This window comes from Kitasatospora sp. NPDC024654 (assembly GCF_055559155.1).
The window spans coordinates 61,981-85,789 of the sequence record NZ_JBVHLF010000026.1 but is presented as its reverse complement, the minus strand read 5'-3'; the positions used below and the strand labels follow the sequence as shown (position 1 = coordinate 85,789).

At 74.6% G+C, this 23,809-nt stretch carries 18 protein-coding genes; 14 read left to right on the top strand and 4 right to left on the bottom strand.

Annotated features, from left to right (window positions below):
* Positions 1-34: 34 nt before the first annotated feature.
* Positions 35-1,198 carry a glycosyltransferase family 4 protein gene (locus ACZ38L_RS17865; RefSeq protein WP_465694095.1) on the top strand — a complete coding sequence of 388 codons (1,164 nt, stop codon included), beginning with the start codon at positions 35-37 and terminating at the stop codon, positions 1,196-1,198.
* 12 nt (positions 1,199-1,210) lie between these two features.
* On the opposite strand, the gene ACZ38L_RS17860 is transcribed toward ACZ38L_RS17865, so the two are convergent.
* A complete protein-coding gene (locus ACZ38L_RS17860; RefSeq protein ID WP_465694094.1) occupies positions 1,211-3,181 on the bottom strand; it encodes a glycoside hydrolase family 15 protein in 1,971 nt (656 codons plus the stop codon).
* Between the two features lie 702 nt (positions 3,182-3,883).
* Here ACZ38L_RS17860 and ACZ38L_RS17855 point away from each other — a divergent pair.
* The 10 genes from ACZ38L_RS17855 (at position 3,884) to ACZ38L_RS17810 (ending at position 16,097) form a co-directional block, all read left to right on the top strand.
* Entirely contained in the window at positions 3,884-5,518 is a 1,635-nt protein-coding gene (locus ACZ38L_RS17855) for a CTP synthase (protein ID WP_396564359.1), read from the top strand.
* A gap of 112 nt (positions 5,519-5,630) precedes the next feature.
* A complete protein-coding gene (locus tag ACZ38L_RS17850) occupies positions 5,631-6,272 on the top strand; it encodes an NUDIX domain-containing protein (protein WP_465694093.1) in 642 nt (213 codons plus the stop codon).
* A gap of 161 nt (positions 6,273-6,433) precedes the next feature.
* Positions 6,434-8,203, top strand: coding sequence for a tetratricopeptide repeat protein (locus tag ACZ38L_RS17845; protein WP_465694092.1), 1,770 nt, complete (start codon positions 6,434-6,436; stop codon positions 8,201-8,203).
* 289 nt (positions 8,204-8,492) lie between these two features.
* Positions 8,493-9,608: an alanine dehydrogenase gene (ald, locus tag ACZ38L_RS17840; RefSeq protein WP_465694091.1), complete on the top strand. Its 1,116-nt coding sequence runs from the start codon at positions 8,493-8,495 to the stop codon at positions 9,606-9,608.
* A gap of 432 nt (positions 9,609-10,040) precedes the next feature.
* Positions 10,041-11,087 (top strand): ParA family protein, encoded by a 1,047-nt coding sequence (locus ACZ38L_RS17835; RefSeq protein WP_465694105.1) that lies wholly within the window; start codon positions 10,041-10,043, stop codon positions 11,085-11,087.
* 41 nt (positions 11,088-11,128) lie between these two features.
* A complete protein-coding gene (locus tag ACZ38L_RS17830; protein WP_465694090.1) occupies positions 11,129-11,713 on the top strand; it encodes a hypothetical protein in 585 nt (194 codons plus the stop codon).
* 77 nt (positions 11,714-11,790) lie between these two features.
* Entirely contained in the window at positions 11,791-12,702 is a 912-nt protein-coding gene (locus tag ACZ38L_RS17825; protein ID WP_465694089.1) for a segregation and condensation protein A, read from the top strand.
* A gap of 322 nt (positions 12,703-13,024) precedes the next feature.
* Entirely contained in the window at positions 13,025-13,579 is a 555-nt protein-coding gene (scpB, locus tag ACZ38L_RS17820) for an SMC-Scp complex subunit ScpB (RefSeq protein ID WP_465694104.1), read from the top strand.
* An 87-nt stretch (positions 13,580-13,666) separates the two neighbouring features.
* Positions 13,667-14,914 (top strand): pseudouridine synthase, encoded by a 1,248-nt coding sequence (locus tag ACZ38L_RS17815; protein ID WP_465694088.1) that lies wholly within the window; start codon positions 13,667-13,669, stop codon positions 14,912-14,914.
* 202 nt (positions 14,915-15,116) lie between these two features.
* Positions 15,117-16,097, top strand: a complete 981-nt coding sequence (locus ACZ38L_RS17810) for a TrmB family transcriptional regulator (RefSeq protein WP_465694087.1) — start codon at positions 15,117-15,119, stop codon at positions 16,095-16,097.
* A 19-nt stretch (positions 16,098-16,116) separates the two neighbouring features.
* Here the strand turns inward: ACZ38L_RS17810 and ACZ38L_RS17805 are convergent, their stop codons facing one another.
* Genes ACZ38L_RS17805 through ACZ38L_RS17795 form a run of 3 tightly spaced genes read right to left on the bottom strand, consistent with a single transcriptional unit; the run spans position 16,117 to position 20,101 of the window.
* Entirely contained in the window at positions 16,117-16,479 is a 363-nt protein-coding gene (locus ACZ38L_RS17805) for a DUF952 domain-containing protein (RefSeq protein ID WP_465694086.1), read from the bottom strand.
* A 25-nt stretch (positions 16,480-16,504) separates the two neighbouring features.
* Positions 16,505-18,082 carry a DUF4139 domain-containing protein gene (locus ACZ38L_RS17800; RefSeq protein WP_465694085.1) on the bottom strand — a complete coding sequence of 526 codons (1,578 nt, stop codon included), beginning with the start codon at positions 18,080-18,082 and terminating at the stop codon, positions 16,505-16,507.
* Between the two features lie 3 nt (positions 18,083-18,085).
* Positions 18,086-20,101, bottom strand: a complete 2,016-nt coding sequence (locus tag ACZ38L_RS17795; RefSeq protein ID WP_465694084.1) for a DUF4139 domain-containing protein — start codon at positions 20,099-20,101, stop codon at positions 18,086-18,088.
* 193 nt (positions 20,102-20,294) lie between these two features.
* Here ACZ38L_RS17795 and ACZ38L_RS17790 point away from each other — a divergent pair, with 193 nt between their 5' ends.
* The 3 genes from ACZ38L_RS17790 to der all read left to right on the top strand — a co-directional run bounded on the left by ACZ38L_RS17790 (position 20,295) and on the right by der (position 23,724).
* Positions 20,295-21,380: a prephenate dehydrogenase gene (locus ACZ38L_RS17790; protein WP_465694083.1), complete on the top strand. Its 1,086-nt coding sequence runs from the start codon at positions 20,295-20,297 to the stop codon at positions 21,378-21,380.
* Positions 21,381-21,463: 83 nt separating this feature from the next.
* On the top strand, positions 21,464-22,183 hold the full coding sequence (gene cmk, locus ACZ38L_RS17785; protein ID WP_465694082.1) for a (d)CMP kinase: 720 nt from the start codon (positions 21,464-21,466) through the stop codon (positions 22,181-22,183).
* 92 nt (positions 22,184-22,275) lie between these two features.
* A complete protein-coding gene (gene der / locus ACZ38L_RS17780) occupies positions 22,276-23,724 on the top strand; it encodes a ribosome biogenesis GTPase Der (protein ID WP_465694081.1) in 1,449 nt (482 codons plus the stop codon).
* The last annotated feature ends 85 nt before the right edge of the window (positions 23,725-23,809 follow it).

The window sequence follows — 23,809 nt, the reverse complement described above, 5'->3', positions numbered from 1 at the left end:
GCGTTCGTCCCCAGACGAGTCGGAGCGAGACAACGTGGACCATTCCTCCGTCCGGGCCAGCACGGCCGGCCCGGAAACGGGCCAGTTGCACGTGGTGCTGGTGCTGTCCGCCGGCAGCGGCGGGATCGGCGTGCACGTCCGGTCCCTCGCGCAGGGGCTGACCGCGCACGGCGTCAAGGTGACGGTGTGCGCCCCGGCCGGCTCGGACGCGCTGTTCGGCTTCTCCCGGACCGGCGCGGTCTTCCATCCGGTCGAGATCACCGCCACCTCGGGGGCGCGCAGCGACGCCATCGCCATCGGTGAGTTGCGCCGGGCCTTCACCAGTGCCGGCGTGGTGCACGCGCACGGGCTGCGGGCCGGCCTGCTCTCCGACCTGGCGCTGCGCACCGCCGGCCGGCTGCCCGGGCTGCGCCCGGAGACCCCCTTGGTGGTGACCTTCCATCACGCCCTGTTGGCCACCGGTCTGGAGCGCCGGCTGCAGCGGTTGATGGAGCGCCGGGTGGCCCGGGCCGCGGACCTGGTGCTCGGCGCCTCCTCCGATCTGGTCGCCCGGGCCCGCGAGTTGGGCGCCACCGACGCCCGGCTCGGCCCGGTGGCCGCCCCGCCGCAGGCGGCCGGCGGCCTGGACCGTGCCGCCGCCCGGGCGGCCGTGCTGCCGGACGAGCCGGACCGGCCGCTGGTGCTCGCGGTGGGCCGGCTGGTCCCGCACAAGGGTTTCGGCCTGCTGCTGGACGCCACCCGGGAGTTGACCGGCGCGCCGGGCCCGCTGGTGCTGCTGGCCGGGGACGGCCCGCAGGCCGCCGAGCTGCGCGAGCGGGTCGCCGCCGAGCGGCTCCCGGTCCGGCTGCTCGGCCACCGCACGGACGTGCCCGACCTGCTCGCCGCGGCCGACCTGGTGGTGATCAGCAGCCGCTGGGAGGCCCGCTCGCTGGTGGCCCAAGAGGCGCTGCGGGCCGGGGTGCCGCTGGTGGCCACCGCGGTCGGCGGGATCCCCGAACTGGTCGGGGACGCCGCCGTGCTGGTGCCCGCCGGGGATCCGGCCGCGCTCGCCCGGGCGGTCGACGAGCTGCTGGCCGACCCGGCTCGGCGGGCGGCGCTGGCCAAGGCCGGCCCCGTCCAGGCCGGGACCTGGCCGGACGAGGCCGCCACCGTGGCGCAGGTGCTGAGCACCTACGACGAGCTGGTGCAGCGCGCCTGAGCGGCGGCGGGCTCAGACCGTGGCCGGGCGGTCGCTGGGCTGCGCCTGCGGGGAGAGGTAGGCCGCGCCGCAGGCGGTCAGCCGCAGCGCGGTGTCGATCAGCGGCACGTGGCTGAACGCCTGCGGGAAGTTGCCGACCTGCCGCTTGAGCCGCGGGTCCCACTCCTCGGCCAGCAGCCCGACGTCGTTGCGCAGCGCGAGCAGCTTCTCGAACAGCTCGCGGGCCTCGCCGACCCGGCCGATCATGGCCAGGTCGTCGGCCAGCCAGAACGAGCAGGCCAGGAAGGCGCCTTCGTGCCCGGACAGGCCGTCCACGTTCTTGCGGTGGTTGCCCTGGGCCTCGTCGTGGGTGGGGTAGCGCAGCACGAAGCCGTCCTCGGTGGACAGCTCGCGCTGGATCGCCTCGATGGTGCCGATCACCCGCTTGTCGTCCGGCGGCAGGAACCCGACCTGCGGGATCAGCAGCAGCGAGGCGTCCAGCTCCTGGCCGCCGTAGTACTGGGTGAAGGTGTTGCGCTCGGGGTCGTAGCCCTTCTCCAGGACGTCGGCGTGGATCTCGTCGCGCAGCCCCCGCCAGCGGTCCAGCGGGCCCTCGGCCTCGGTCTGCTCGATCAGCTTGATGGTGCGGTCCACCGCGACCCAGGCCATCACCTTGGAGTGCACGAAGTGCCGGCGCGGGCCGCGCACCTCCCAGATCCCCTCGTCCGGGGCCTTCCAGTGCTCCTCCAGGTAGCTGATCAGCCGCAGCTGGAGCAGGTGGGCGTGGTCGTTGCGGGACAGGCCGGTCATCTGGGCCAGGTAGAGCGCCTCGACCACCTCGCCGTAGACGTCCAGCTGGAGCTGGCCGGCCGCGCCGTTGCCGACCCGGACCGGCAGCGAGCCCTCGTAGCCGGGCAGCCAGTCCAGGTGGGTCTCGGTCAGCTCGCGCTGGCCGGTGATGCTGTACATGATCTGCAGGTTCTCCGGGTCGCCGGCCACCGCGCGCAGCAGCCACTCGCGCCAGGCCCGGGCCTCCTCCCGGTAGCCGGTGCGCAGCAGCGAGGAGAGGGTGATCGCGGCGTCCCGCAGCCAGGTGTAGCGGTAGTCCCAGTTGCGCTCGCCGCCGACGTCCTCGGGCAGCGAGGTGGTGGGGGCGGCGACGATGCCGCCGGTGGGGGCGTAGGTGAGCGCCTTGAGGGTGATCAGCGAGCGGACCACGGCCTCCTGGTAGGGGCCCTGGTACGTGCAGTGGGCGACCCAGTCGCGCCAGAACTCCTCGGTCAGCGCCAGCGAGGCCTCCGGGTCCGGGACGTCCGGCGGGGCCAGGTGGGAGGCCTGCCAGGTGAGCGCGAAGGTCATCCGCTCGCCGGCGCCGATGGTGAAGTCGGCGTAGGTGGTCAGGTCGCGGCCGTAGGTCTCCGCCTCGCCGTCCAGCCAGACCGAGTCGGGGCCGGCCACCGCGACCGTGCGGTGGCTGCCGTCCTTCTGCTCCAGCCGGTGCACCCAGGGCACGACCTTGCCGTAGCTGAACCGCATCCGCAGCGCGGAGCGCATCCGCACCTGCCCGGACAGGCCCTCCACGATCCGGATCATCTGCGGCACCGGCTCCTGCTCGGCCAGGTGCCGCGGCGGCATGAAGTCGATCACCCGCACGCTGCCCCGCGTGGTGTCCCACTCCTGCTCCAGGACCAGCGAGTCGCCCCGGTAACGACGGCGGTCGGCCGGCACCGCGGGCGCCGCCGCGCTGATCGGCGGCACCTTGAGTTCACCCGTATCGGTGAACGGCGCGCGCGGGGCCGGGGCGACCGTCACCGGGCCGGTCGGGGCCGCCTCGGCGGGGCCGATCCGCCAGAAGCCGTGTTCGTCGGTCCCCAGCAGGCCGGCGAAGACGGCGGGGGAGTCGAATCGGGGCAGGCAGAGCCAGTCCACGGCCCCGTCTCTGCTGACCAGGGCGGCGGTCTGCATGTCCCCGATGAGTGCGTAGTCCTCGATACGGCCGGCCACGTGCATCTCCAGTTCGCGGTAGTGCTCGGCGGTCGCGCGACGGGAGCGAGAGCGTGACTGCGGGGCCGGGGGGTGACGCTGGCCCGTCCCGGCGCCCCCGGACCGCTGGTGGCGGTGGCCGGGGCTGGGCCGCGCGACAGTGCTGATCTGACTGCGTGCGGTGGGCACCTGGACTGGGCAGGGGATGAACTGGTGGTGCGAGGGAGTCCGGTCGCGTATCGGGGACGGAGAGGCGTCGTCCCGACCCCTCGTCCTCGGCTTGCTCCGCTGTCGGCGATGCGTCCGTGCAGGATACGACGACGGGGGTGGGCTGAGCACCCGGAAACGATCTCGTACCGCCGTCTGCCCAGGGTCGGGCCGGGAAAGTAGCCCGGGCGGGCGAGTTGGGCGCTCGGGTGGGTGGTTCGGCGGGGGCCGGGACGGGTCATCCGCCCTGATCATTCCGGTGGGTGGAGCACCCCGAGGATCACCCGGGCAGACCACCGCCAAGCCGTCCGAACGCGTGCCGTCCAGGGCGCTGATACCCTGGTATCCCGTGGACTGGTGGGATCAAACCGCCCCGGACCCGCTGACTGACGACCCCGTGATCGGCGTCTCGTCCGGTCGGTGTGGCCGCTCCACCAGCGTCATCCTCGACACGCGACCCACGGGAGCCCCCTCTTGGCACAGCCCCATTCCGGCAAGGCAGCGAACGGCCGAGCCGTGACGACCAAGCACCTCTTCGTCACCGGGGGTGTCGCCTCCTCGCTGGGCAAGGGCCTCACCGCCTCCAGCCTGGGCGCCCTGCTCAAGGCCCGCGGCCTGCGCGTGACGATGCAGAAGCTCGACCCGTACCTCAACGTGGACCCGGGCACCATGAACCCGTTCCAGCACGGCGAGGTCTTCGTGACCGACGACGGCGCCGAGACGGACCTGGACATCGGCCACTACGAGCGGTTCCTGGACACCAACCTGCACGGTTCGGCGAACGTCACCACCGGCCAGGTGTACTCGACCGTGATCGCCAAGGAGCGCCGCGGCGAGTACCTGGGCGACACCGTCCAGGTCATCCCGCACATCACCAACGAGATCAAGTCCCGGATCCGCCGGATGGCGACCGAGGACGTGGACGTGGTGATCACCGAGGTCGGCGGCACCGTCGGCGACATCGAGTCGCTGCCGTTCCTGGAGGCGGTCCGCCAGGTCCGGCACGAGGTCGGCCGCGACAACGTGTTCTTCGTGCACGTCTCGCTGCTGCCCTACATCGGCCCCTCGGGTGAGCTGAAGACCAAGCCGACCCAGCACTCGGTGGCCGCGCTGCGCAACATCGGCATCCAGCCGGACGCCATCGTGCTGCGCGCCGACCGCGAGGTGCCGCAGGCCATCAAGCGCAAGATCTCGCTGATGTGCGACGTGGACGAGGAGGCCGTGGTCGCGGCCATCGACGCCAAGTCGATCTACGACATCCCCAAGGTGCTGCACGGCGAGGGCCTGGACGCCTACGTGGTGCGCCGGCTCGACCTGCCGTTCCGCGACGTGGACTGGACCACCTGGGACGACCTGCTGCGCCGGGTGCACGAGCCGCAGCACATCGTCAAGGTGGCGCTGGTCGGCAAGTACATCGACCTGCCGGACGCCTACCTGTCGGTCACCGAGGCGCTGCGGGCCGGCGGGTTCGCCAACAACGCCCGGGTCGAGATCAAGTGGGTCACCTCCGACGACTGCGAGACGCCCGAGGGTGCCCAGGAGCACCTCGGCGACGTGGACGCGATCTGCATCCCCGGCGGGTTCGGTGACCGTGGCGTGAACGGCAAGGTCGCCGCGATCACCTACGCCCGGGAGAACAAGATCCCGCTGCTCGGCCTCTGCCTGGGCCTGCAGTGCGTGGTCATCGAGGCCGCCCGCAACCTGGCCGGGCTGCCCGAGGCGAACTCCACCGAGTTCGAGCCGGCCGCCCAGCACCCGGTGATCTCCACCATGGCCGAGCAGCTGGCGATCGTCGGCGGCCAGGGCGACCTGGGCGGCACCATGCGCCTGGGCCTCTACCCGGCCAAGCTCGCCGAGGGCTCGATCGTCCGTGAGGTCTACGGCGGCGAGCAGTACGTCGAGGAGCGCCACCGCCACCGCTACGAGGTGAACAACGCCTACCGCGCCGACCTGGAGAAGACCGGCCTGGTCTTCTCGGGCCTGTCGCCCAAGGGCGACCTGGTGGAGTACGTCGAGTACCCGCGCGAGGTGCACCCCTACCTGGTGGCCACCCAGGCGCACCCGGAGCTGAAGTCGCGGCCGACCCGCCCCCACCCGCTCTTCGCGGGTCTGGTGGCGGCGGCCATCACGATCAAGACGTCCGGCAAGTAGGTTCGGACCGAGCGGGACCAGTAGGACCAGCAGGACCGGCGGCGGTCGCGCGGGAGTTCCCGGGCGACCGCCGCCGCCCGGTTCGGGCAGTGGTTGAGCAAAGGGGAGTGCCATGACGGAGGTTCAGCGGCGGATCGGCGACCGGGCCGAGGAGTGGCGGGTGCTGTCCAGCAGCCGGCCGTTCCAGGGGCGGGTCACCGGGGTGCGCAGCGACCAGGTCGAGATGCCGGATGGCTCGGTGGCGCAGCGCGACTACCAGACCCACCCGGGTTCGGTCAGCGTGCTGGCACTCGACGACGAACAGCGGGTGCTGCTGGTGCGGCAGTACCGGCATCCGGTGCGCCAGCGGCTCTGGGAGCTGCCGGCCGGTCTGCTCGACGTGCCCGGCGAGAACCCGCTGCACGCGGCCCAGCGCGAGCTGTACGAGGAGGCGCACTGCGGCGCGGCGAACTGGCGGGTGCTGGTCGACTACTACACCTCGCCGGGCGGCACGGACGAGGCGATGCGGCTCTTCCTGGCCACCGGGCTGACCGAGTCGGAGCAGGAGCGCTACGCGGCGCACGGCGAGGAGCTGGAGATCGAGCTGGCGCGGGTGCCGCTGGCGCGGTTGCTGGAGCAGATCCTGGCCGGCGAGCTGCACAACCCGACCCTGATCACCGGCGCGCTGGCACTGCACGCGGCGCTCACCGGCGCGGGCCTGGACGCGCTGCGCCCGGCGGACGCGCCCTGGCCGGCCCGTCCGTTCGTGGCCTGAACCCCTCACCGGCTGACCCGGCCGGGTGATTTGCCGGTTGGTACGACCGGATCCTCCCTCGGCCCGACCGCCGTGCCCAACTACGCTTCGCGTGCGGGCCCTGTTCGTGCACGCTGGGCGACTGGTCGGGAGTGGCGCTGGTGGCGAGGAAGACGGCGACGATGGACGCTCGGCCGCACGACGAGGCGGTGGCCGCGCTGCCGGGCGGCCCCGAGCCGTTCGCCGGCCGCGGCCCCGAACTCGCCGCACTGCGGGCGCAGGCGGCCCGGCCGGCCGGCGGGAGGTGCCGGCTGGTGGTGGTCACCGGGCGGCCCGGCTCGGGCCGTACCGCGCTGGCGCTGCGCTTCGCCCGCTCCCAGGCCGGCGACCACCAGCTGCTGTGGGCCGAGCTGACCGCCCCCGACGGCACCCCGGCCCAGCCGGGCGCGGTGGCCCGGGCGCTGCTGGAGCGGCTCGGGGCCGGCCCGGCCACCGGGCTGCCGGACCGGCAGGGGGAGGATCCGGCCTGCGGGCAGTTGCGCGAGGCGCTGGTCGGCCGGTCCGTCCTGCTGCTGTTGGACGGGGTGGCGGACGCCGAGCAGCTGCGTCCGCTGCTGCCCGAGGAACCGCGCTGCCTGGTGGTCGCCGTCACCGAGGGGCCGCTGACCGGGCTGGCCGAGCGGTTCCGGGTGGATCCGGTGATCCTGCGCGGACTGGACGAGGCGGCCGCGGTGGAGCTGCTGACCGCGCTGGTCGGCGGCACCCGGGTGAGCTGCGACCCGGTCGGTGCGAAGGAGCTGGTGGAGGCCTGCGCGGGTCGTCCGGCGCCGCTCCGGCTGATGGCCGGCTGGCTGCGGGAGCGGCCCAAGGCGGCGGTGCCGGAGGCGGTCGGGGCACTTCGGGAGGCCGAGGACGACCCGCTGCGGGCCGCGCTGCTGCTGCGCTACCGGGCGCTGCCGGTGGCCCAGGCCCGGCTGCTGCGGATGCTCACGCTGGCCCCCGGGCAGCGGGCCGACCTGCGGACCGCCTCCGCGTTGGCCGGCTGCCCGGCCCCCGAGGCGGCGGCCGCGCTGCACGCGCTGGCCGGTGCGGAGCTGCTGGACGTGGAGCCGCCGGCCGCCGACGGGACACCGCGCTACCGGGTGCCCGGGCGGCTGCACGCGGAGTTGGTGACGCTCCGGGGCGAGCTGGACCGGCCGGCCGAGCAGCAGCTGGGCCGGGCCCGGCTGGTGGAGCGGCTGGTCCGGCTGGTGGAGTCGGCTCGGGCGCTGCTCGACGAGGACGCCGCCGGCGCGCCCGATCCGCTGCCGGGGCCGCTGCGGCTGCGCGGCGCGGCGCACGCCGCCCAGTGGCTGGCCGGCGAGCGGGAGGCGCTGCTGACCGCGGCCGAGGAGGCGGTCGACCGGGCGGACCTGGACGGTTCGGCCGGGCGGCTGGTCAGCTCGCTGCTGCGGGCACTGCCCGCGGTCGGCGAGCCGGCGCCGGCTGACCGGTACCGGCTGCACGGCCTGGTGCTGGTGCTGGCCGAACGGCAGGGGGCGCCTCGCCGGGCCGCCGCGGCGCTGCTCAACCTGGGCGACCTGCGGGCCGCGGCCGGGCAGTGGGAGGCCGCCGCCGCGCACTACCGGGCCGCCGCCGAGCACGCCCGGCAGCCGCTGGACGAGCCGGCCCGGGCCCGGGCGGTGGAGGGGGCGGCCGAGTGTTACCGGGCGCTGGGCGACCCGGTGCGGGCGGCCGACTGGTTCCTCCGGGCCCTGGCACTGCGGCAGGCCCTGGACGAGCCGGCCGCGCAGGCCCGGCTGCTGGCGCGGACGGCCGAGGCGCACGCCGCCCAACGGCGCTGCGAGGAGGCCGCCCGGGAGTACCGGGCGGCGCTGGCGCTGCTGCGGCGGCTGGGCGACGAGCGCGGAACGACCGTGGTCACGGCGGCCCTGGAGCGCCTCCGGGGCTGATCCGCGACCCGGGCCCACCGACGGACTTCCGGCCAGACTTGTGAGCTATGGGAAGCTTGCCCGTTCTGAGGCCGTTTGACAGGAAGAGTCAGAAGCAAGCCTACGAATCTGCCAATGAGTTCGGGAGATTTATTCAATTTGGAAGGCTGACGGATGGCCTGGGCTTCATTACACTCGACTTAGTCGCGCGATGCAGCGTGCCCCGGCCCTGCCGGAGGCCTGCCCCGCGCCGGCGCCCGCCGGCCTTCCCCCGGCTGGGACTCCCATGGCAAGAGGGACGTGTTTAGCCGTGAAGGTCGGCATCCCCCGCGAGGTCAAGAACCACGAGTACCGCGTGGCCATCACGCCTGCCGGCGTGCATGAGCTGGTCCGCAACGGACACGAGGTCTTCATCGAGGAGAACGCCGGCATCGGCTCCTCGATCCCGAACGAGGAGTACGTGGCCGCCGGTGCCACCATCCTCCCCACCGCCGACGAGGTGTGGGCCACCGCTGACCTGCTGCTGAAGGTCAAGGAGCCGATCGCGGAGGAGTACCACCGCCTCCGCAAGGGCCAGACGCTCTTCACCTACCTCCACCTGGCGGCCTCCCGCGAGTGCACCGACGCGCTGCTCGCCTCCGGCACCACCGCGATCGCGTACGAGACCGTGCAGCTCGGCAACAACGCGCTCCCGCTGCTCGCCCCGATGTCCGAGGTGGCCGGCCGGCTCGCCCCGCAGGTCGGCTCGTACCACCTGATGCGCCCGACCGGCGGCCGTGGCGTGCTGCCCGGTGGTGTCCCCGGCACCCACCCGGCCAAGTGCGTGGTCATCGGCGGCGGCGTCTCCGGCTGGCACGCGGCCACCATCGCCATCGGCATGGGCTACGAGGTCACCCTGCTCGACCGCGACATCAACAAGCTGCGCGAGGCCGACCGGATCTTCGGCACGAAGATCAAGGCCATCGCCTCCAACTCGCTGGAGCTGGAGAAGGCCGTGCTGGACGCCGACCTGGTGATCGGCGCGGTGCTGATCCCGGGCGCCAAGGCCCCCAAGCTGGTCACCAACGAGCTGGTCTCCCGGATGAAGGCGGGCTCGGTGCTCGTCGACATCGCGATCGACCAGGGCGGCTGCTTCGAGGACTCGCGTCCCACCACGCACGCCGAGCCGACCTTCCAGGTCCACGACTCGGTCTTCTACTGCGTGGCCAACATGCCGGGTGCGGTGCCGAACACCTCCACCTACGCGCTGACCAACGCCACCCTGCCGTACATCCTGGAGCTGGCCAACCGCGGGTGGAAGGAGGCGCTGAAGCGCGACGCCGCGCTCGCCAAGGGCCTGAACACCCACGAGGGTCAGATCACCTACGGCCCGGTCGCCGAGGCGCACGGCCTGCCCGCGATCTCCCTGGAGAGCGTGCTCGCCTGACGCTCCGCCAGTCCGCCGAAGGCCCCTGGCCGGCATCTGCCGGTCAGGGGCTTCGGCATGCCCGTCAATGCCCGGGGGACGGGATCACCCAACGCGGCGGGGTGCCCCGCCCGACGGGCGTCGGGGGGCGGGTGACCTGCCAGGTGACCGCTGGCATCGCAACCCCGACCAACCCTTGACAGCGCCGGGCCGCTCCCTCGACACATCGGGCCCACTACCGTGGATTGTGTTGCTGCGAACGCCCGAAACGGCCTAGAGTCGCAAACCGTCGGCATGGTGTCAGGCTGACGAATCGACATAATGCCCTGGATGCCCAAGGAGGTAAGACGACTTGTGAATGAGTCGACATTTGCTCCCGGGGGTGGTCAGCCAGGACTGGCGGAGCGCGCCACCGGACAGCCGACCCACGACACCGGGGCCGTACTCACCACGGTGGGCGCGAGCGAGATCGGAACGGTCGCCGTGCGCACGTTCGAGGCACGGCAGGCCGTGGCCACCGCTCCCGTCTACGACGCCGACCTCTCCGGCCACGGGGACTTCGCGTACGGTTCCTACGACGACCCCGACGCCGAGTACGAGCCCGATCCGGAGTACGCCGCGACCCTCGCCCCCGACGCCGCCCGCCAGCGCCGCGAGCGCGTCGGCCCCACCGGCCGCCCGCTGCCCTACTTCCCGATCCCCGCGCCGCCGTCCGAGCACGGCCCGGCGCAGATCATCGCGATGTGCAACCAGAAGGGCGGGGTCGGCAAGACCACGTCCACCATCAACCTGGGCGCCGCGCTCGCCGAGTACGGCCGCCGGGTGCTGCTGGTGGACTTCGACCCGCAGGGCGCGCTCTCGGTCGGCCTCGGGGTCAACCCGATGGAGCTCGACGTCACGGTCTACAACCTGCTGATGGAGCGCGGGCTGACGGCCGACGAGGTGCTGCTCAAGACCGCGGTGCCGGGAATGGACCTGCTGCCGTCCAACATCGACCTGTCGGCCGCCGAGGTGCAGCTGGTCAGCGAGGTGGCCCGGGAGTCCGCGCTGGCGCGCGCGTTGAAGCCGCTGCTGCCGGACTACGACTACGTCATCATCGACTGCCAGCCCTCGCTGGGTCTGCTGACGGTCAACGCGCTGACCGCCGCGCACAGCGTCATCGTGCCGCTGGAGTGCGAGTTCTTCGCGCTGCGCGGGGTCGCGTTGTTGACCGAGACGATCGAGAAGGTCTGCGAGCGGCTCAACCCCGAGCTGCGCCTCGACGGCATCCTGGCCACCATGTACGACTCCCGCACGGTGCACAGCCGCGAGGTGCTGGCCCGGGTGGTGGAGGCCTTCGGCGACCACGTCTTCCACACCGTCATCGGGCGGACCGTCAGGTTCCCGGAGACCACGGTGGCCGGCGAGCCGATCACGACGTACGCGACCAACTCGGTGGGCGCCGCCGCCTACCGCCAGCTCGCCAGGGAGGTGCTCGACCGGTGCCGCCCCGTCGAGTGAGTCTCCCGGGGGCCGACGAACTGTTCCGCAGTACCGGGGGCATGGCGCTCTCTCCCTCGCTCGCCCGCTCGACGGCGGCGGAGGCGGCGGACGGTGCGAAGGCGAAGCGGGCCGGGCCGGGTGACGCCTCCCCGGCCGAGCCGGCCCAGGCGGCTGGTGACGGGCCGTCGACGGGCCGGGTGCCGGGCGGGCGGACGCCGTCCGGTGCGGCGGGCCCGGTGGCCGGGAACGGCGAGCCGGTGCCTCGTCAGGTGAACGGCGCGGACGCGGCGGCCCACGGGCGGGCCGGACAGGGCGCGCGGACGGTCGCGGTGGCCGCGCAGGTCCCGGCGCCGGGCGCACCGGCGGCCGAGGAGCAGGCCGGTGACGGCGCGGCGCGGCGGCGGCCGCGCGGACGTGCCCCGCGGCGCCCCAGCGGGCGCGAGCGGCACGACGAGAAGATCACCGTGTACGTCTCCGCCGAGGAGCTGATGGACCTCGAACACGCGCGCCTGGTGCTGCGCGGGGAGCACGGGCTCGCGGTGGACCGCGGCCGGGTGGTCCGGGAGGCCATCGCGGTGGTGCTGGCCGACCTGGAGCAGCGCGGCGAGGCCAGCATCCTGGTCCGACGGCTGCGCGGCCGCTGATCCCGCGGGGCCGCTGACCCGCGTGTCGGTCGACCCCGTGCGTGACCGGCCCGGCCGGCGCGCCAGTATGGACCCCGATGTCCGCTTCGCCCGTCCCGCGCCCCGACGAACCCTCCGCCGGCCCAGCCGCCGAGGCGAGTGCCGCCGTCCCCGAGGACGCTCCGCAGGGGGGCTTCCGGGTCCGGCTGGCCAACTTCGAGGGCCCGTTCGACCTGCTGCTCGGCCTGATCGCCAAGCACAAGCTGGACGTCACCGAGGTCGCGCTGGCCCGGGTCACCGACGAGTTCATGGCGCACATCCGGGCGATGGGCCCGGACTGGGACCTGGACGCGGCCACCGAGTTCCTGGTGGTCGCGGCGACCCTGCTGGACCTCAAGGCGGCCCGGCTGCTGCCGGCGGCCGAGGTCGAGGACGAGGCGGACCTGGCCCTGCTGGAGGCCCGCGACCTGCTCTTCGCCCGGCTGTTGCAGTACCGGGCGTACAAGCGGGTGGCCGCGGTGTTCGAGCAGCGCTGGGCGGACGAGCAGCGCTCGCGGCCCCGGTCGGTGGGGCTGGAGGAGCGGCACGCCGAGCTGCTGCCGGAGGTGGTGATCCACCTCGGGCCGGAGGGCTTCGCCCGGCTCGCGGCACGGGCCATGACGCCGCGGCCGAAGCCGGCGGTCTACCTGGACCACGTGCACACCCCGCCGGTGAGCGTCCGGGAGCAGGCGGCGCTGGTCGTCGAGCGGCTCGGCGGGCTGGGCGAGGCGTCGTTCGCGGCACTGGTGGCGGACGCCGGGGACACCCTCACCGTGGTCGCGCGGTTCCTGGCGCTGCTCGAGCTGTACCGGGAGCGGGTGCTGGCGTTCGAGCAGCCCGAGGCGCTGGGCGAGCTGCTGGTGCGCTGGGTGGCCGAGGCGGACCGGGCGGTGGTCGAGGTGACGGACGAGTTCGACCGCCCGGCGGGTGAACGGGACGGCGAGCGGGACGGAGTGGCTGATGAGCGCTGACGAGGTCGAGCAGCAGGTCGCGGAGGGCGCGGGTGCCGTGCTGCGGGCCCCGCGCCGGGCGCTCGGGGTGCCGGGGGCGGCCCGGCCGGCGGAGTGGCTGGAGCCGGCGTACCCGGTCGCGGAGGTGGGGCCGGGGGAGCCGCCGGCCGTCCCGGCCGTCCCGGCCAGCCGGGGCGCCGAACTGGCCGAGGAGGTCGCCGGGGAGCCCGGGGAGCCCGGGGAGCCCGGGGAGCCCGGGGAGCCCGGGGAGCTCGGGGAGCCCGGGGAGCCCGGGGAGCTCGGGGAGGAGGTGCCACTCGCCGCCGGGCTGGAGGCGGTGCTGATGGTGGCCGACGAGCCGGTTCCCGAGGCTCGGTTGGCCGCTGTGCTGGAGCGCCCGCGGGCCGAGGTGGCCGCCGCGCTGCGCGCGCTGGCCGCCGAGTACGGCGCCCAGGGCCGCGGCTTCGACCTGCGGCTGGTGGCCGGCGGCTGGCGGTTCTACAGCCGGGCGGCCTGCGCGCCGGTGGTCGACCGGTTCGTGCTGGACGGTCAACAGGCCCGGCTGACCCAGGCCGCGCTGGAGACCCTGGCGGTGGTCGCCTACCGGCAGCCGGTGTCCAGATCGCGGGTCTCCGCGGTCCGTGGTGTGAACTGTGACGGCGTGATGCGTACCCTGGTACAGCGAGGTCTGGTGGAGGAGACCGGATCCGAGCCCGAAACAGGTGCGATCCTGTATCGGACGACGAACTACTTCCTGGAACGGATGGGGCTGCGCGGCTTGGACGAGCTGCCGGAGCTCGCGCCCTTCCTGCCCGAGGTCGACGACGTGGAAGCGGAGTCCCTCGAAGGAACGGTGATCGCTGACGCGGTGGCCGTCGCGAGCACACGGGAGCAGTGAGGTCGGCCGGCACGACTTGCGCCCGCCTCGCCCGCCGTCGGGCAGGTGGGGCCCATCCCCGACGGAAACGACGTACGGACATTTTTGATGCGTAGCAGTGGTAGCGGTAACGGCAGGAACAGCGGCGGCAACCGGGGCGGGCAGCGCGGCGGCTCGTCCGGCGGCAGCGGCGGGGGGTCGTACGGCGGCGGTCGCGGGCGCGGCAGCGGTGGTGGCTCGTACCAGGGCGGCGGCCGCGGTGGCAGCGGCGGCGGCTCCGGTCGCGGGCGCGGCAGCGGTGGTGGCTCGTACCAGGGCGGCGGCTCGTACCAGGGCGGTGGTCGGGACGACCGGCGCGACGACCGGCGCTACCCCGACCGTCCGCTGCGCCCCGAGGAGCGCAAGTACGACCGTCCGGAGTACGGCGGCGGTCCGAACGCCACCCCGGGCCGCGGCGGCTACGCGTCCCGCCGGCCCGGTCCGGCCCCCCGGCCGCGCCGCGAGGGCCAGGGTGCCCCGGGCGACCCGCGACGCCAGCCGCAGCGCTCCCGCGAGCTCCAGGCCAAGATCGAGGACGCCGTGCTGGCCCGCCACGACAAGCCGGCCGTGAAGCTCCCGAAGACCTTCGGCGAGCCGGCCGGCGAGCGGCTGCAGAAGGTGCTGGCCCGGGCCGGCATGGGCAGCCGGCGCGCCTGCGAGGAGCTGATCGAGCAGGGTCGGGTCGAGGTCAACGGCGTCCTGGTCACCGAGCAGGGCAAGCGGGTCGACCCCGAGAGCGACGAGATCAAGGTGGACGGGCTGACCGTCGCCACCCAGTCGTACCTCTTCTTCGCGCTCAACAAGCCGGCCGGCGTGGTCTCCACCATGGAGGACCCGGACGGCCGGCAGTGCCTCGGCGACTACGTGACGAACCGTGAGACCCGGCTCTTCCACGTCGGCCGCCTGGACACCGAGACCGAGGGCATCATCCTGCTCACCAACCACGGTGAGCTGGCCCACCGCCTCACCCACCCGCGCTACGGCGTGACCAAGACCTACCTGGCCGCGATCCAGGGCCCGATCCCGCGCGACCTGGGCAAGCAGCTGGCCCAGGGCATCGAGCTGGAGGACGGCTTCGCCCGGGCCGACAGCTTCAAGGTGGTCTCCAACGTCGGCAAGAACTACCTGGTCGAGGTCACCCTGCACGAGGGCCGCAAGCACATCGTGCGCCGGATGCTGGCCGAGGCGGGCTTCCCGGTGGAGAAGCTGGTCCGCACCCACTTCGGTCCGATCGCGCTCGGTGACCAGAAGTCGGGCTGGCTGCGCCGGCTGACCAACCCCGAGGTCGGCCAGCTGATGCGCGAGGTGGGGCTCTAGGAGCCGCGGTCGGTCGGGACCGGCCGGATCGTTCCCGAAGGGTCGTGCAGCCAGGCGGCGCACGGCCCTTTCGGCTACCTGGGGTGGAGAGCGACCCCCGCCGAAGGACAGGCTTGTCACCGGGATCATCTGTGGCAGAAAATGGCCACGCAACCATCGCCCGCCAGCTGGCGGGAAATCGCCACCCCGGGGAGGGGGCGTCATGCTTGACGCTTTCAGCGCGCTCGGTCTCTCCGAGTCCGACGGCCAGATCTACGCCGCCCTGGTGGCTGCCCCGCAGTCCACCGCGGCGGAACTCGCCGAGCGCTGCGGCCTGACCCTCCAACAGAGCGGCAAGTCGCTGAACCGGCTGGCCCAGCAGGGCATGGCCACCCGCGCCCCGGTGGACCGCGAGCGCTACCTCCCGGTCGCGCCGGACGTCGCGATCGGCACGCTGATCGGCCACCGCGAGGCCGAACTGCGCAGCGCCCGCGCCGAGATGCACCGGCTGATGGACACCTTCCGGGAAGCCTCCCGGTTCACCGATCCGGCCCACTCCGTCGAGGTGCTGACCGGCGGCGAGGCGATCGCCCAGCGGATCGCGCACCTGCAGGACACCACGCTGCAGCAGGTGCGCGGCTTCGACTGCCCGCCGTACGTCCAGGACCCGGCCAGCAATCTGAGCCGGCAGCGCCGGCGGCTCAAGGACGGCGTCCGCTACCGGACCGTCTACGACAAGGAGGCGGTCGCCTGGCCGGGGCGGCTGGAGGAGGAGATCCTGGTCGGCGCCGAGGACGGCGAGGAGGCCCGGGTCCGGACCACCCTCCCGATGAAGCTGATCCTCTCCGACGACCGGATGGCGATCATCCCGATCAGCGTCGGCGACAGCGTGCTGGACGCGGCCTACGTGATCCACCCGTCGGCGTTGCTGCAGGCACTGGACGGGCTGTTCGAGGCCGAGTGGGAGCGGGCCGTCCCGCTGAAGGCCGCGATCGGCGACGAGCCGGGCCTGCTGGAGCCGGACGCCGACCACCGCAAGCTGCTCGGCCTGCTGGCGGCCGGGCTGACCGACGAGTCGATCGCACGCTCGCTGGGCTGGAGCGCCAGGACCACCCAGCGCCGGCTGCAGGCGCTGATGCGCGAGCTCGGCGCCACCACCCGGTTCCAGGCCGGCATGGCGGCCCGCGAGCGCGGCTGGCTCTGAGCCGCGCTCCCGGCGGTGCTCAGCTCCAGGGCTGGAAACCGGCCCAACGGCCGTCCGGGCCGCGCTCCAGCTTGAGCAGGCCGACCACCGCGCTGCGGTTGAGCCGGCCGTAGACGTGCGGGAAGAGCACGTCGGGCGTGGCACCGGGAGGTGGCCCGCCGGTGGCCGGCTCCCAGCGGACCATCGGCTCGACCAGCTCCTCCTCGATCAGCAGGGCCATCAGCGGATCCGGCGCGTTGGCGAAGAAGCGGTTGGCCACCGCCAAGGCCGTCGGCTCGTCCGGCGAGCAGTGCAGGAAACCGTCCGTCAGCAGCGAGGTGGCACTGTACGGGCGGCCCGGGTCACGGAGCCAGTCGTCCAGGGGAGCGAGGTGCAGGATCATGTGTCTGTTGTACCCGACCGCGCTCTCAGAGCCCGGTGACCTTCGCCGAGGCGGCGACCTCGTACACCAGGGTGACGGTCCGGCGGCCGCTCGGCGGCAGGGCCAGCTCCCAGCGGACCACGCCGTCCGCGTCCGGTCCGGCCGGGGCCGGCACGCACTCCTCCCGGCGCAGCCGCACCTCGACCGCCGACACCTCCGAGACCGGGATCCGCTCGCGCACGGTCACCGTGCGTTCCCCGCCCGGGGAGAGCCGTGAGACGTGCACCCGCACCGTGCGGGTGAGCACGCTGCGCCGGCCCGGTCCGGGCAGGCCGCCGGTGCCGCGGACCTCCTCGGTCTCGCGGTGCACCCGGTAGTCGTCCGAGCCACCGAAGGCCAGCTCGGCCGGGGTACCCGCGGCGGTGAACCGCAACTCGCCGCGCCCGGTGTAGCCGCTGCCGCGGACCAGCTCGACCGGGCCGGCCAGCAGCGGGCGGTCGGCCGGGGCGGTGAACCGGACCAGCTCGGTCACCAGCGGGGAGAACTCCGGCACGGCGGCCAGTTCGGCCGTGGCGGGGACGGTGACGGTGCCCAGCGGCACCCGGTGCGCGCGCCCGTCGCCGGGCACGGACACCCGCCGCGGCGCGTCGAACACCCGGACCTCGCCGCCGTCGTCCACCCCGGGCAGCTCGGTGACGGGGGCCGCCGCTTCCGGGCCCAGGGTGGCGATCTCCTCCTCGCGCAGCTCGACGTCGACCGTGCGGCGCTCCTCGGCGCTCAGCTCGCGCAGGGTCAGCACGTCCTCGCGCAGCCCAGGCGGTTCGGCGGCCAGCGCCGAGCGGGCGGTGGAGAGGGTGAGCCGGACGTCCGTCCAGTCCTCGCCGGTGCGCTGCCAGACCACCGCGTCCGACTCCAGGCACAGCGAGCCGTCGGCGAAGCGGGCCCGGTAGGCGGGGCGCCAGAGCGCGCAGGGGGTCAGGTGGACGACGGTGAGGGTGGCCGGGCCGGGCGCGGCGGACCGGACGGTCAGCTCCAGGACGGCGGTCAGCTCCGGCGGCGCGGCCTCGGCCTCCGCCAGCGCCGCCGAGGCGGCCGCGTGCTCCTCGGCCAGCTCGGCGAGGTCGGCGCCCAGCGCGTGCAGCCGCTCGGCGTGGGCGTCCTGCTCGGCCTCGGCCCGGTCCAGCTCGCGGGACCAGCGGGCCGGCTCGGCCTCGCCGTGGCCGGTGCCCTCGGCGATCTCGCGCAGCAGGTCTGCGGTGAGCCGGTCGAGCAGGTCCAGCCGGGTGGTGAGCCGGTCGCGCCGCTGCTCGCCGGCGCGCAGGCGCTGCTCCAGCTCGTGCAGGCGGTGGCGCAGCGCGGGGTCCTCGGCGGTGGGCGGGCCGGGGGTGCGCGGGGTCCAGCTGCGGGTGATCCGGGCGGCCAGCACCGTGGCACCGGCCGGGTCGGTGAACCGGGCGCGCAGCGAGGTGTCCACGGCGAGCGCGCTGATCGGGCCGAGCCGCAGCCGCTGTGGGCCGCCGGTGAGCTGGACGGTGGTGGTGCGTTCGACCTGTGCCCGGTCCTCCTGGCAGACCACGGCGGTCACCGGGAGCGGGGCGTCGATGCGGGGGTCGGTGCTGGTCATCGCTCAGTTCCTCCGGTTGCCGCCGGTCAGGGCCCGGCCGGCCGGGATCCGGATCTCGTGGCCGCCGTCCAGCGTGGCCCGGCCGCCCGCGGGCAGCTCGACCCGCCAGAGCCGGGTGCCGGCGGGGAGGCCCTCCGCCGCCCGGGTCGCCTCGTCCGGTGTCGTCCAGGCGGGCGAGCCGGGGAGCTCCTCGATCCGGATCTCCTTGTCGGCGGCCAGCGGCACCCGCTCCCGGACCTCCACCGTGACGGGGTGGCCGAGCCGGTTGGCCAGCTCGACGTGCACGCGCTGCTCCAGGACGGTGGTGCTGCCGCGCAGCCCGGCGGTGGACTCCCGCGTCCCGGTGCGGCGGGTCGCCCGGACGCTCTCGGTGACCCCCAGGCCGACCCGGCGGGTGGCCCCCGGGGCGAGCGTGGGCAGCGCGGTGCCCAGCAGCGGGACGCCGTCCTCGGTCACCTCCAACGGCCCGGCCAGCAGGGCCAGTTCGGATTCGTTGGTGAGCCGGAGGGTGGCGAAGACGGCCGGGTCGACGGATGGCACGCAGACGTACTCGGTGCGGTGCGAGACCGGCAGTTCGCCGACCGGGACGGTGTGCCACTGGCCGTCGGAGGGCAGGTCGATCCGGTCCGCGGTGTCGTGGCGCTGGTCGAAGGAGCCCGCGGAGTGGCGCGGGCGGACCGCGTGGGTGGGCAGGGGCAGGCGGTCGGGCAGCTGCCCGGCGTGGCGCGTGGTGGCGGTGTCGTCGGCCGGGAGGGCACCGGCGGGGTGCAGCCGGCCGCGGCGGGCGGGCGGCTCGGCGGGGCCGGCCAGCATCAGGGCGGCGTAGTCGAGCAGGTCGGCAGCGGGCTCGGGCGGTTCGGGCGGCGTGGACGGTCCGCCGGGTGCGGGCGGCGGGCCGCTCGGGGCGTTGGCGGCCATCGCGCGCATGACGTGCGGGGTCCGGCCGCCGGGGGCGGACGGCGGCGCCGCGGCGCCGTACGCCACCGGCTGGGCCGGCCCGGGGGCGGTACGGCGCCTCGGGGCAGGCGTCGCCGGCCCGGCGGCCACCGGAAGTGCCGCCGCGGCCGGCGCCGGGGGCCGGCCCGCGGTGTCGTAGCCCGCGAACAGCCCGTCGAGCCCGGCGGGCGGCTCGCGCCAGCCGGACGGCGGCGGGGCGCTCTGCCGGCGGCCGATCCGGATCGAGCGCAGCTTCGGCGGTTCGGTCGGGCGGTGCAGGTCGGCGGTGGAGAGGCTGAGCCGGACGCCGGTCCAGTCCTCGCCGGTGCGCTGGGCCACCGCGGCGCGCAGCAGCAGGGTCGAACCCGCCTCGCCCGGCCGGTGGTCCAGCTGGTAGCCGGGCACCCAGAGCGCGCCGGGGACCCGGTACTCCAGCTCCAGCAGCACCGGGGCGTCGGTGCCGGTGTCGGCTCCGGCCAGGGTGACCAGGGCGACCGCCGAGGTCTCCACGGGCGTGGCGGGGGCGGCGTCGGATTCGCGGGCCAGCCGGTCGGCGAGCAGCTCGCGCTCGTGGGTGGCCGCCGCCAGCCGCTCGTCCAGCTCGGCGGCCCGGGCGTGCAGGGCGGTCAGCCGGTCGTCCAGGAAGCCGGCCAGGGCGAGCCAGGCGTCGGCCGGGGTGCGGCGGTGCGGCTCGGCGCGGCGCCGGGGCGGGGCGGCCGGACGCAGCCCGGCGGTCTCGGTGATCCGGCCGGCCAGCCGCTCCCGGCTCAGCCGCAGGGCGGTTTCGTGGCGCTCGGCGGCGGCGAGCATGCGGCGCAGTTCGGGCAGCTCCGGCCGGGGCCGCAGTCGGGCCTCGGTGGCCCGTCGGACCTCGGCGACCCGCAGCCCGGGCGGGCCCTCCAGCACGGTCGCGCGCAGCGAGTCGCCGTCCAGCGTGCGGGGCAGGCCGGTGAGCCGGACCACCGACCCGCCGGCGGGGGGCAGCGTGCCGCGGGCCAGCCGGCGGCAGACCGCGCCGGCGGCGTGCACCACCACCGCGTCGAGCCTGGAGGGCCAGTGCGGGGGCGTCTCGGTCGCTGTCATGTGATCAGTCCTTCCGGCCGGCCGGATGCACCGCTGTTCGAAGGCCAGTCTGCCGGGCGGCCCGGGCGGTGTCCGCTGATTTCGGCGGCGATCCGGGAAGTCGGAGGGCGGGGAAGCAGCGGACTCGGTGGTGCGGGAGGATGGGTGCCCAGCAGCACCGCCCGTCCCAGGACCGCAGGAGAGCACCCCCGCCATGCGCACTGTCGCCGTCGTCGGCACCGGACTGATCGGCACCTCCGCCGCCCTCGCGCTGACCGGTCGCGGGCTGACCGTCCATCTGGAGGACGCCGACCCGGACGCCGCCCGCACCGCGGCCTCGCTCGGCGCCGGCACCACCGAGCCGCCGGTCGAACCGGTCGACCTGGCGATCGTCGCGGTCCCGCCGGCCCTGGTCGGCAAGGTGCTCGCGGACTGCCAGCGGCGCGGCCTGGCCCGCCACTACACCGACGTGGCCAGCGTGAAGGCCGGCCCGCGCGGCGAGGTGACCGGGCTCGGCTGCGACACCGTGCACTACATCGGCGGCCACCCGATGGCCGGCCGCGAGCAGTCCGGTCCGTTGGCGGCCCGGGCCGACCTCTTCGAGGGCCGCCCCTGGGTGCTCACCCCGACTCCCGACACCGACACCGAGACGCTGAACGCCGCGCTCGAACTGGTCGCGCTGTGCGGCGCGATGCCGGTGGTGATGGACGCCGCGGCGCACGACCGTGCGGTGGCCCTGGTCTCACACGCCCCGCAACTGCTCTCCTCCCTGGTCGCCGCCCGGCTGGAGCACGCCGACGAGACCGCGGTGCGGCTCTCCGGCCAGGGCGTGCGCGACGTGACCCGGATCGCCGCCTCCGACCCGCGGATGTGGCTGGACATCCTCTCCGCCAACGCGGCCGTGGTCGCCGACGTGCTGGACGAGGTCGCCACCGACCTCGGCGCCACGGTCAGCGCGCTGCGCTCGCTGGCGGCCGGCGACGAGGCCGGGCGGCAGGCGGGCGTGGCCGGCATCGAGGCCGTGATGCGGCGCGGCAACCAGGGCCGGGCCCGGATCCCCGGCAAGCACGGCGCCCCGCCGACCCGCTACGAGACGGTCACCGTGGCGATCGGCGACCAGCCGGGCGAGCTGGGCCGGCTCTTCGGCGAGGTCGCCCGGGCCGGGGTGAACATCGAGGACGTCGCGATCGACCACGCGGCTGGTCAGCGGGTCGGCCTGGTGCAGCTCTCGGTCGCGCCGGCGGCCGCCCGGCAGCTGGAGGCGACCCTGCGCGCCCACGGCTGGGACGTCCGCGACTGAGCCCGGCCGCCGAGCGCGAGGAGGGGGTCCGCCGGTCGTCTAACCTTGAGGTGACTCCCGGTGTCGAGAAGAGAGGTTCCACCGTGGACACTGCCGACCGAGCGCACGCCCCGGTCGTCGTCGCCATCGACGGACCCTCCGGCTCCGGCAAGTCGACCGTCTCCCGTGCGGTGGCCGCCCGGCTGGGCCTGAGCTTCCTGGACACCGGCGCCATGTACCGGGCGATGACCTGGTGGATGCTGGCCAACGAGGTGGACGTGGACGACCCCGACGCGGTCGCCATCGCCTGCGGCAAGCCGGTGATCCTCTCCGGTACGGACGCCGACGGTCCGACCATCACGGTGGACGGCCAGGACGTCTCCGGCCCGATCCGCGGCCCCGAGGTGACGGCCAAGGTGAGCGCGGTCTCCGCGGTGCCGCAGGTCCGCGCCCGGCTGGTCGAGCTGCAGCGCGGCTGCGCCGAGGTGGCGCGGCGCGGGATCGTGGCCGAGGGCCGGGACATGGGCACCGTGGTCTTCCCGGAGGCCACCGCCAAGATCTTCCTCACCGCCTCGGAGCAGGCCCGGGCCGAGCGGCGGGCGGCCGAGCTGCGCGGCAAGGGCGTGGACGAGGCCACCATCGCGGCCATGGCGGCCGACCTGGTCCGCCGGGACGCCGCCGACTCCTCCCGGGCCACCGCGCCGCTGGTCCAGGCCGCCGACGCGGTCCGGGTGGACACCAGCGACCTGACGCTCCCGCAGGTGATCGACACCATCGTGGAGTTGGTGGCACAGCGGACCGGCCGGGACGCGGCCGCCGCCTAGGTTTTCTTTTTTTTCGCGCTGCCCCGACCACGGTCCGGGCAGGTACGCACGGCGCGCGCGTTCGCGGGCGCCGGGAAATGGGACAGACGAAGATGAGCAACGAGCACGCCCAGCACGGCGAGCTGGACGACGCCGAGTACGCGGAGTTCATGGCGCTGGCCGCCGAGGAGGGCTTCGACCCCGAGGACGTGGACGGTGAGCTGGCCGGCGGCGGGCACGTCCCGCTGCCGGTGCTGGCCGTGGTCGGCCGGCCGAACGTCGGCAAGTCGACCCTGGTCAACCGGATCATCGGCCGCCGCGAGGCGGTCGTCGAGGACAAGCCCGGGGTCACCCGCGACCGGGTGACCTACGAGGCCACCTGGAACGGCCGTCGCTTCAAGGTGGTCGACACCGGCGGCTGGGAGGTCGACGTCCTCGGCATCGACGCGATGGTCGCCGCGCAGGCCGAGCTCGGCATCGAGACCGCCGACGCGGTGCTCTTCGTGGTCGACGCCACGGTCGGCGCCACCGACACCGACGAGGCGCTGATCAAGGTGATCCGCCGGGCCGGCAAGCCGACCGTGCTCTGCGCCAACAAGGTGGACGGCCCGTCCACCGAGGCGGAGGCCGCCTACCTGTGGTCGCTCGGCCTCGGCGAGCCGTACCCCGTCTCCGCGCTGCACGGCCGCGGCTCCGGCGACCTGCTGGACGCCGTGATGGCCGCGCTGCCCGAGGCGCCGCCGCAGACCTTCGGCACCGCGCTCGGCGGCCCGCGCCGGGTCGCGCTGATCGGCCGTCCGAACGTCGGCAAGTCCAGCCTGCTCAACCAGGTGGCCGGCGAGGAGCGGGTGGTCGTCAACGAGCTGGCCGGGACCACCCGTGACCCGGTCGACGAGCTGATCGAACTCGGCGGCAAGACCTGGAAGTTCGTCGACACCGCCGGCATCCGGCGGCGGGTCCACCTGACCGCCGGCGCCGACTTCTACGCCTCGCTGCGCACCTCCTCCGCACTGGAGAAGGCCGAGGTCGCGGTGGTCCTGATCGACGCCAGCGAGACGCTGGCCGAGCAGGACACCCGGATCATCTCGATGGCCGTCGAGGCCGGGCGCGCCGTCGTCATCGCCTACAACAAGTGGGACCAGATGGACGAGGAGCGCCGCTACTACCTGGAGCGCGAGATCGAGCAGGATCTCGTCCAGGTGCGCTGGGCGCCGCGGGTCAACGTCTCCGCGCTGACCGGTCGGCACATGGAGAAGCTGGTGCCGGCCATCGAGGCGGCGCTGGCGGGCTGGGAGACCCGGATCCCGACCGCCAAGCTGAACGCCTTCCTCGGCGAGCTGGTGGCCGCCCACCCGCACCCGATCCGGGGCGGCAAGCAGCCGCGGATCCTGTTCGGGACCCAGGCCGGGACCCGGCCGCCGCGGTTCGTGCTGTTCGCCTCGGGCTTCCTGGAGGCGGGGTACCGGCGGTTCGTCGAGCGCCGGCTGCGCGAGGAGTTCGGCTTCGTGGGGACGCCGATCTCGATCTCGGTGCGGGTGCGCGAGAAGCGCCGCAAGAAGTAGTCCTCCGGCGGGACGGGACGGCCCGGTGTGCGACGTGATCGTCGGACGCCGGGCCGTCGCCCTTCTCCGCTCGGTCGCTCCTTCC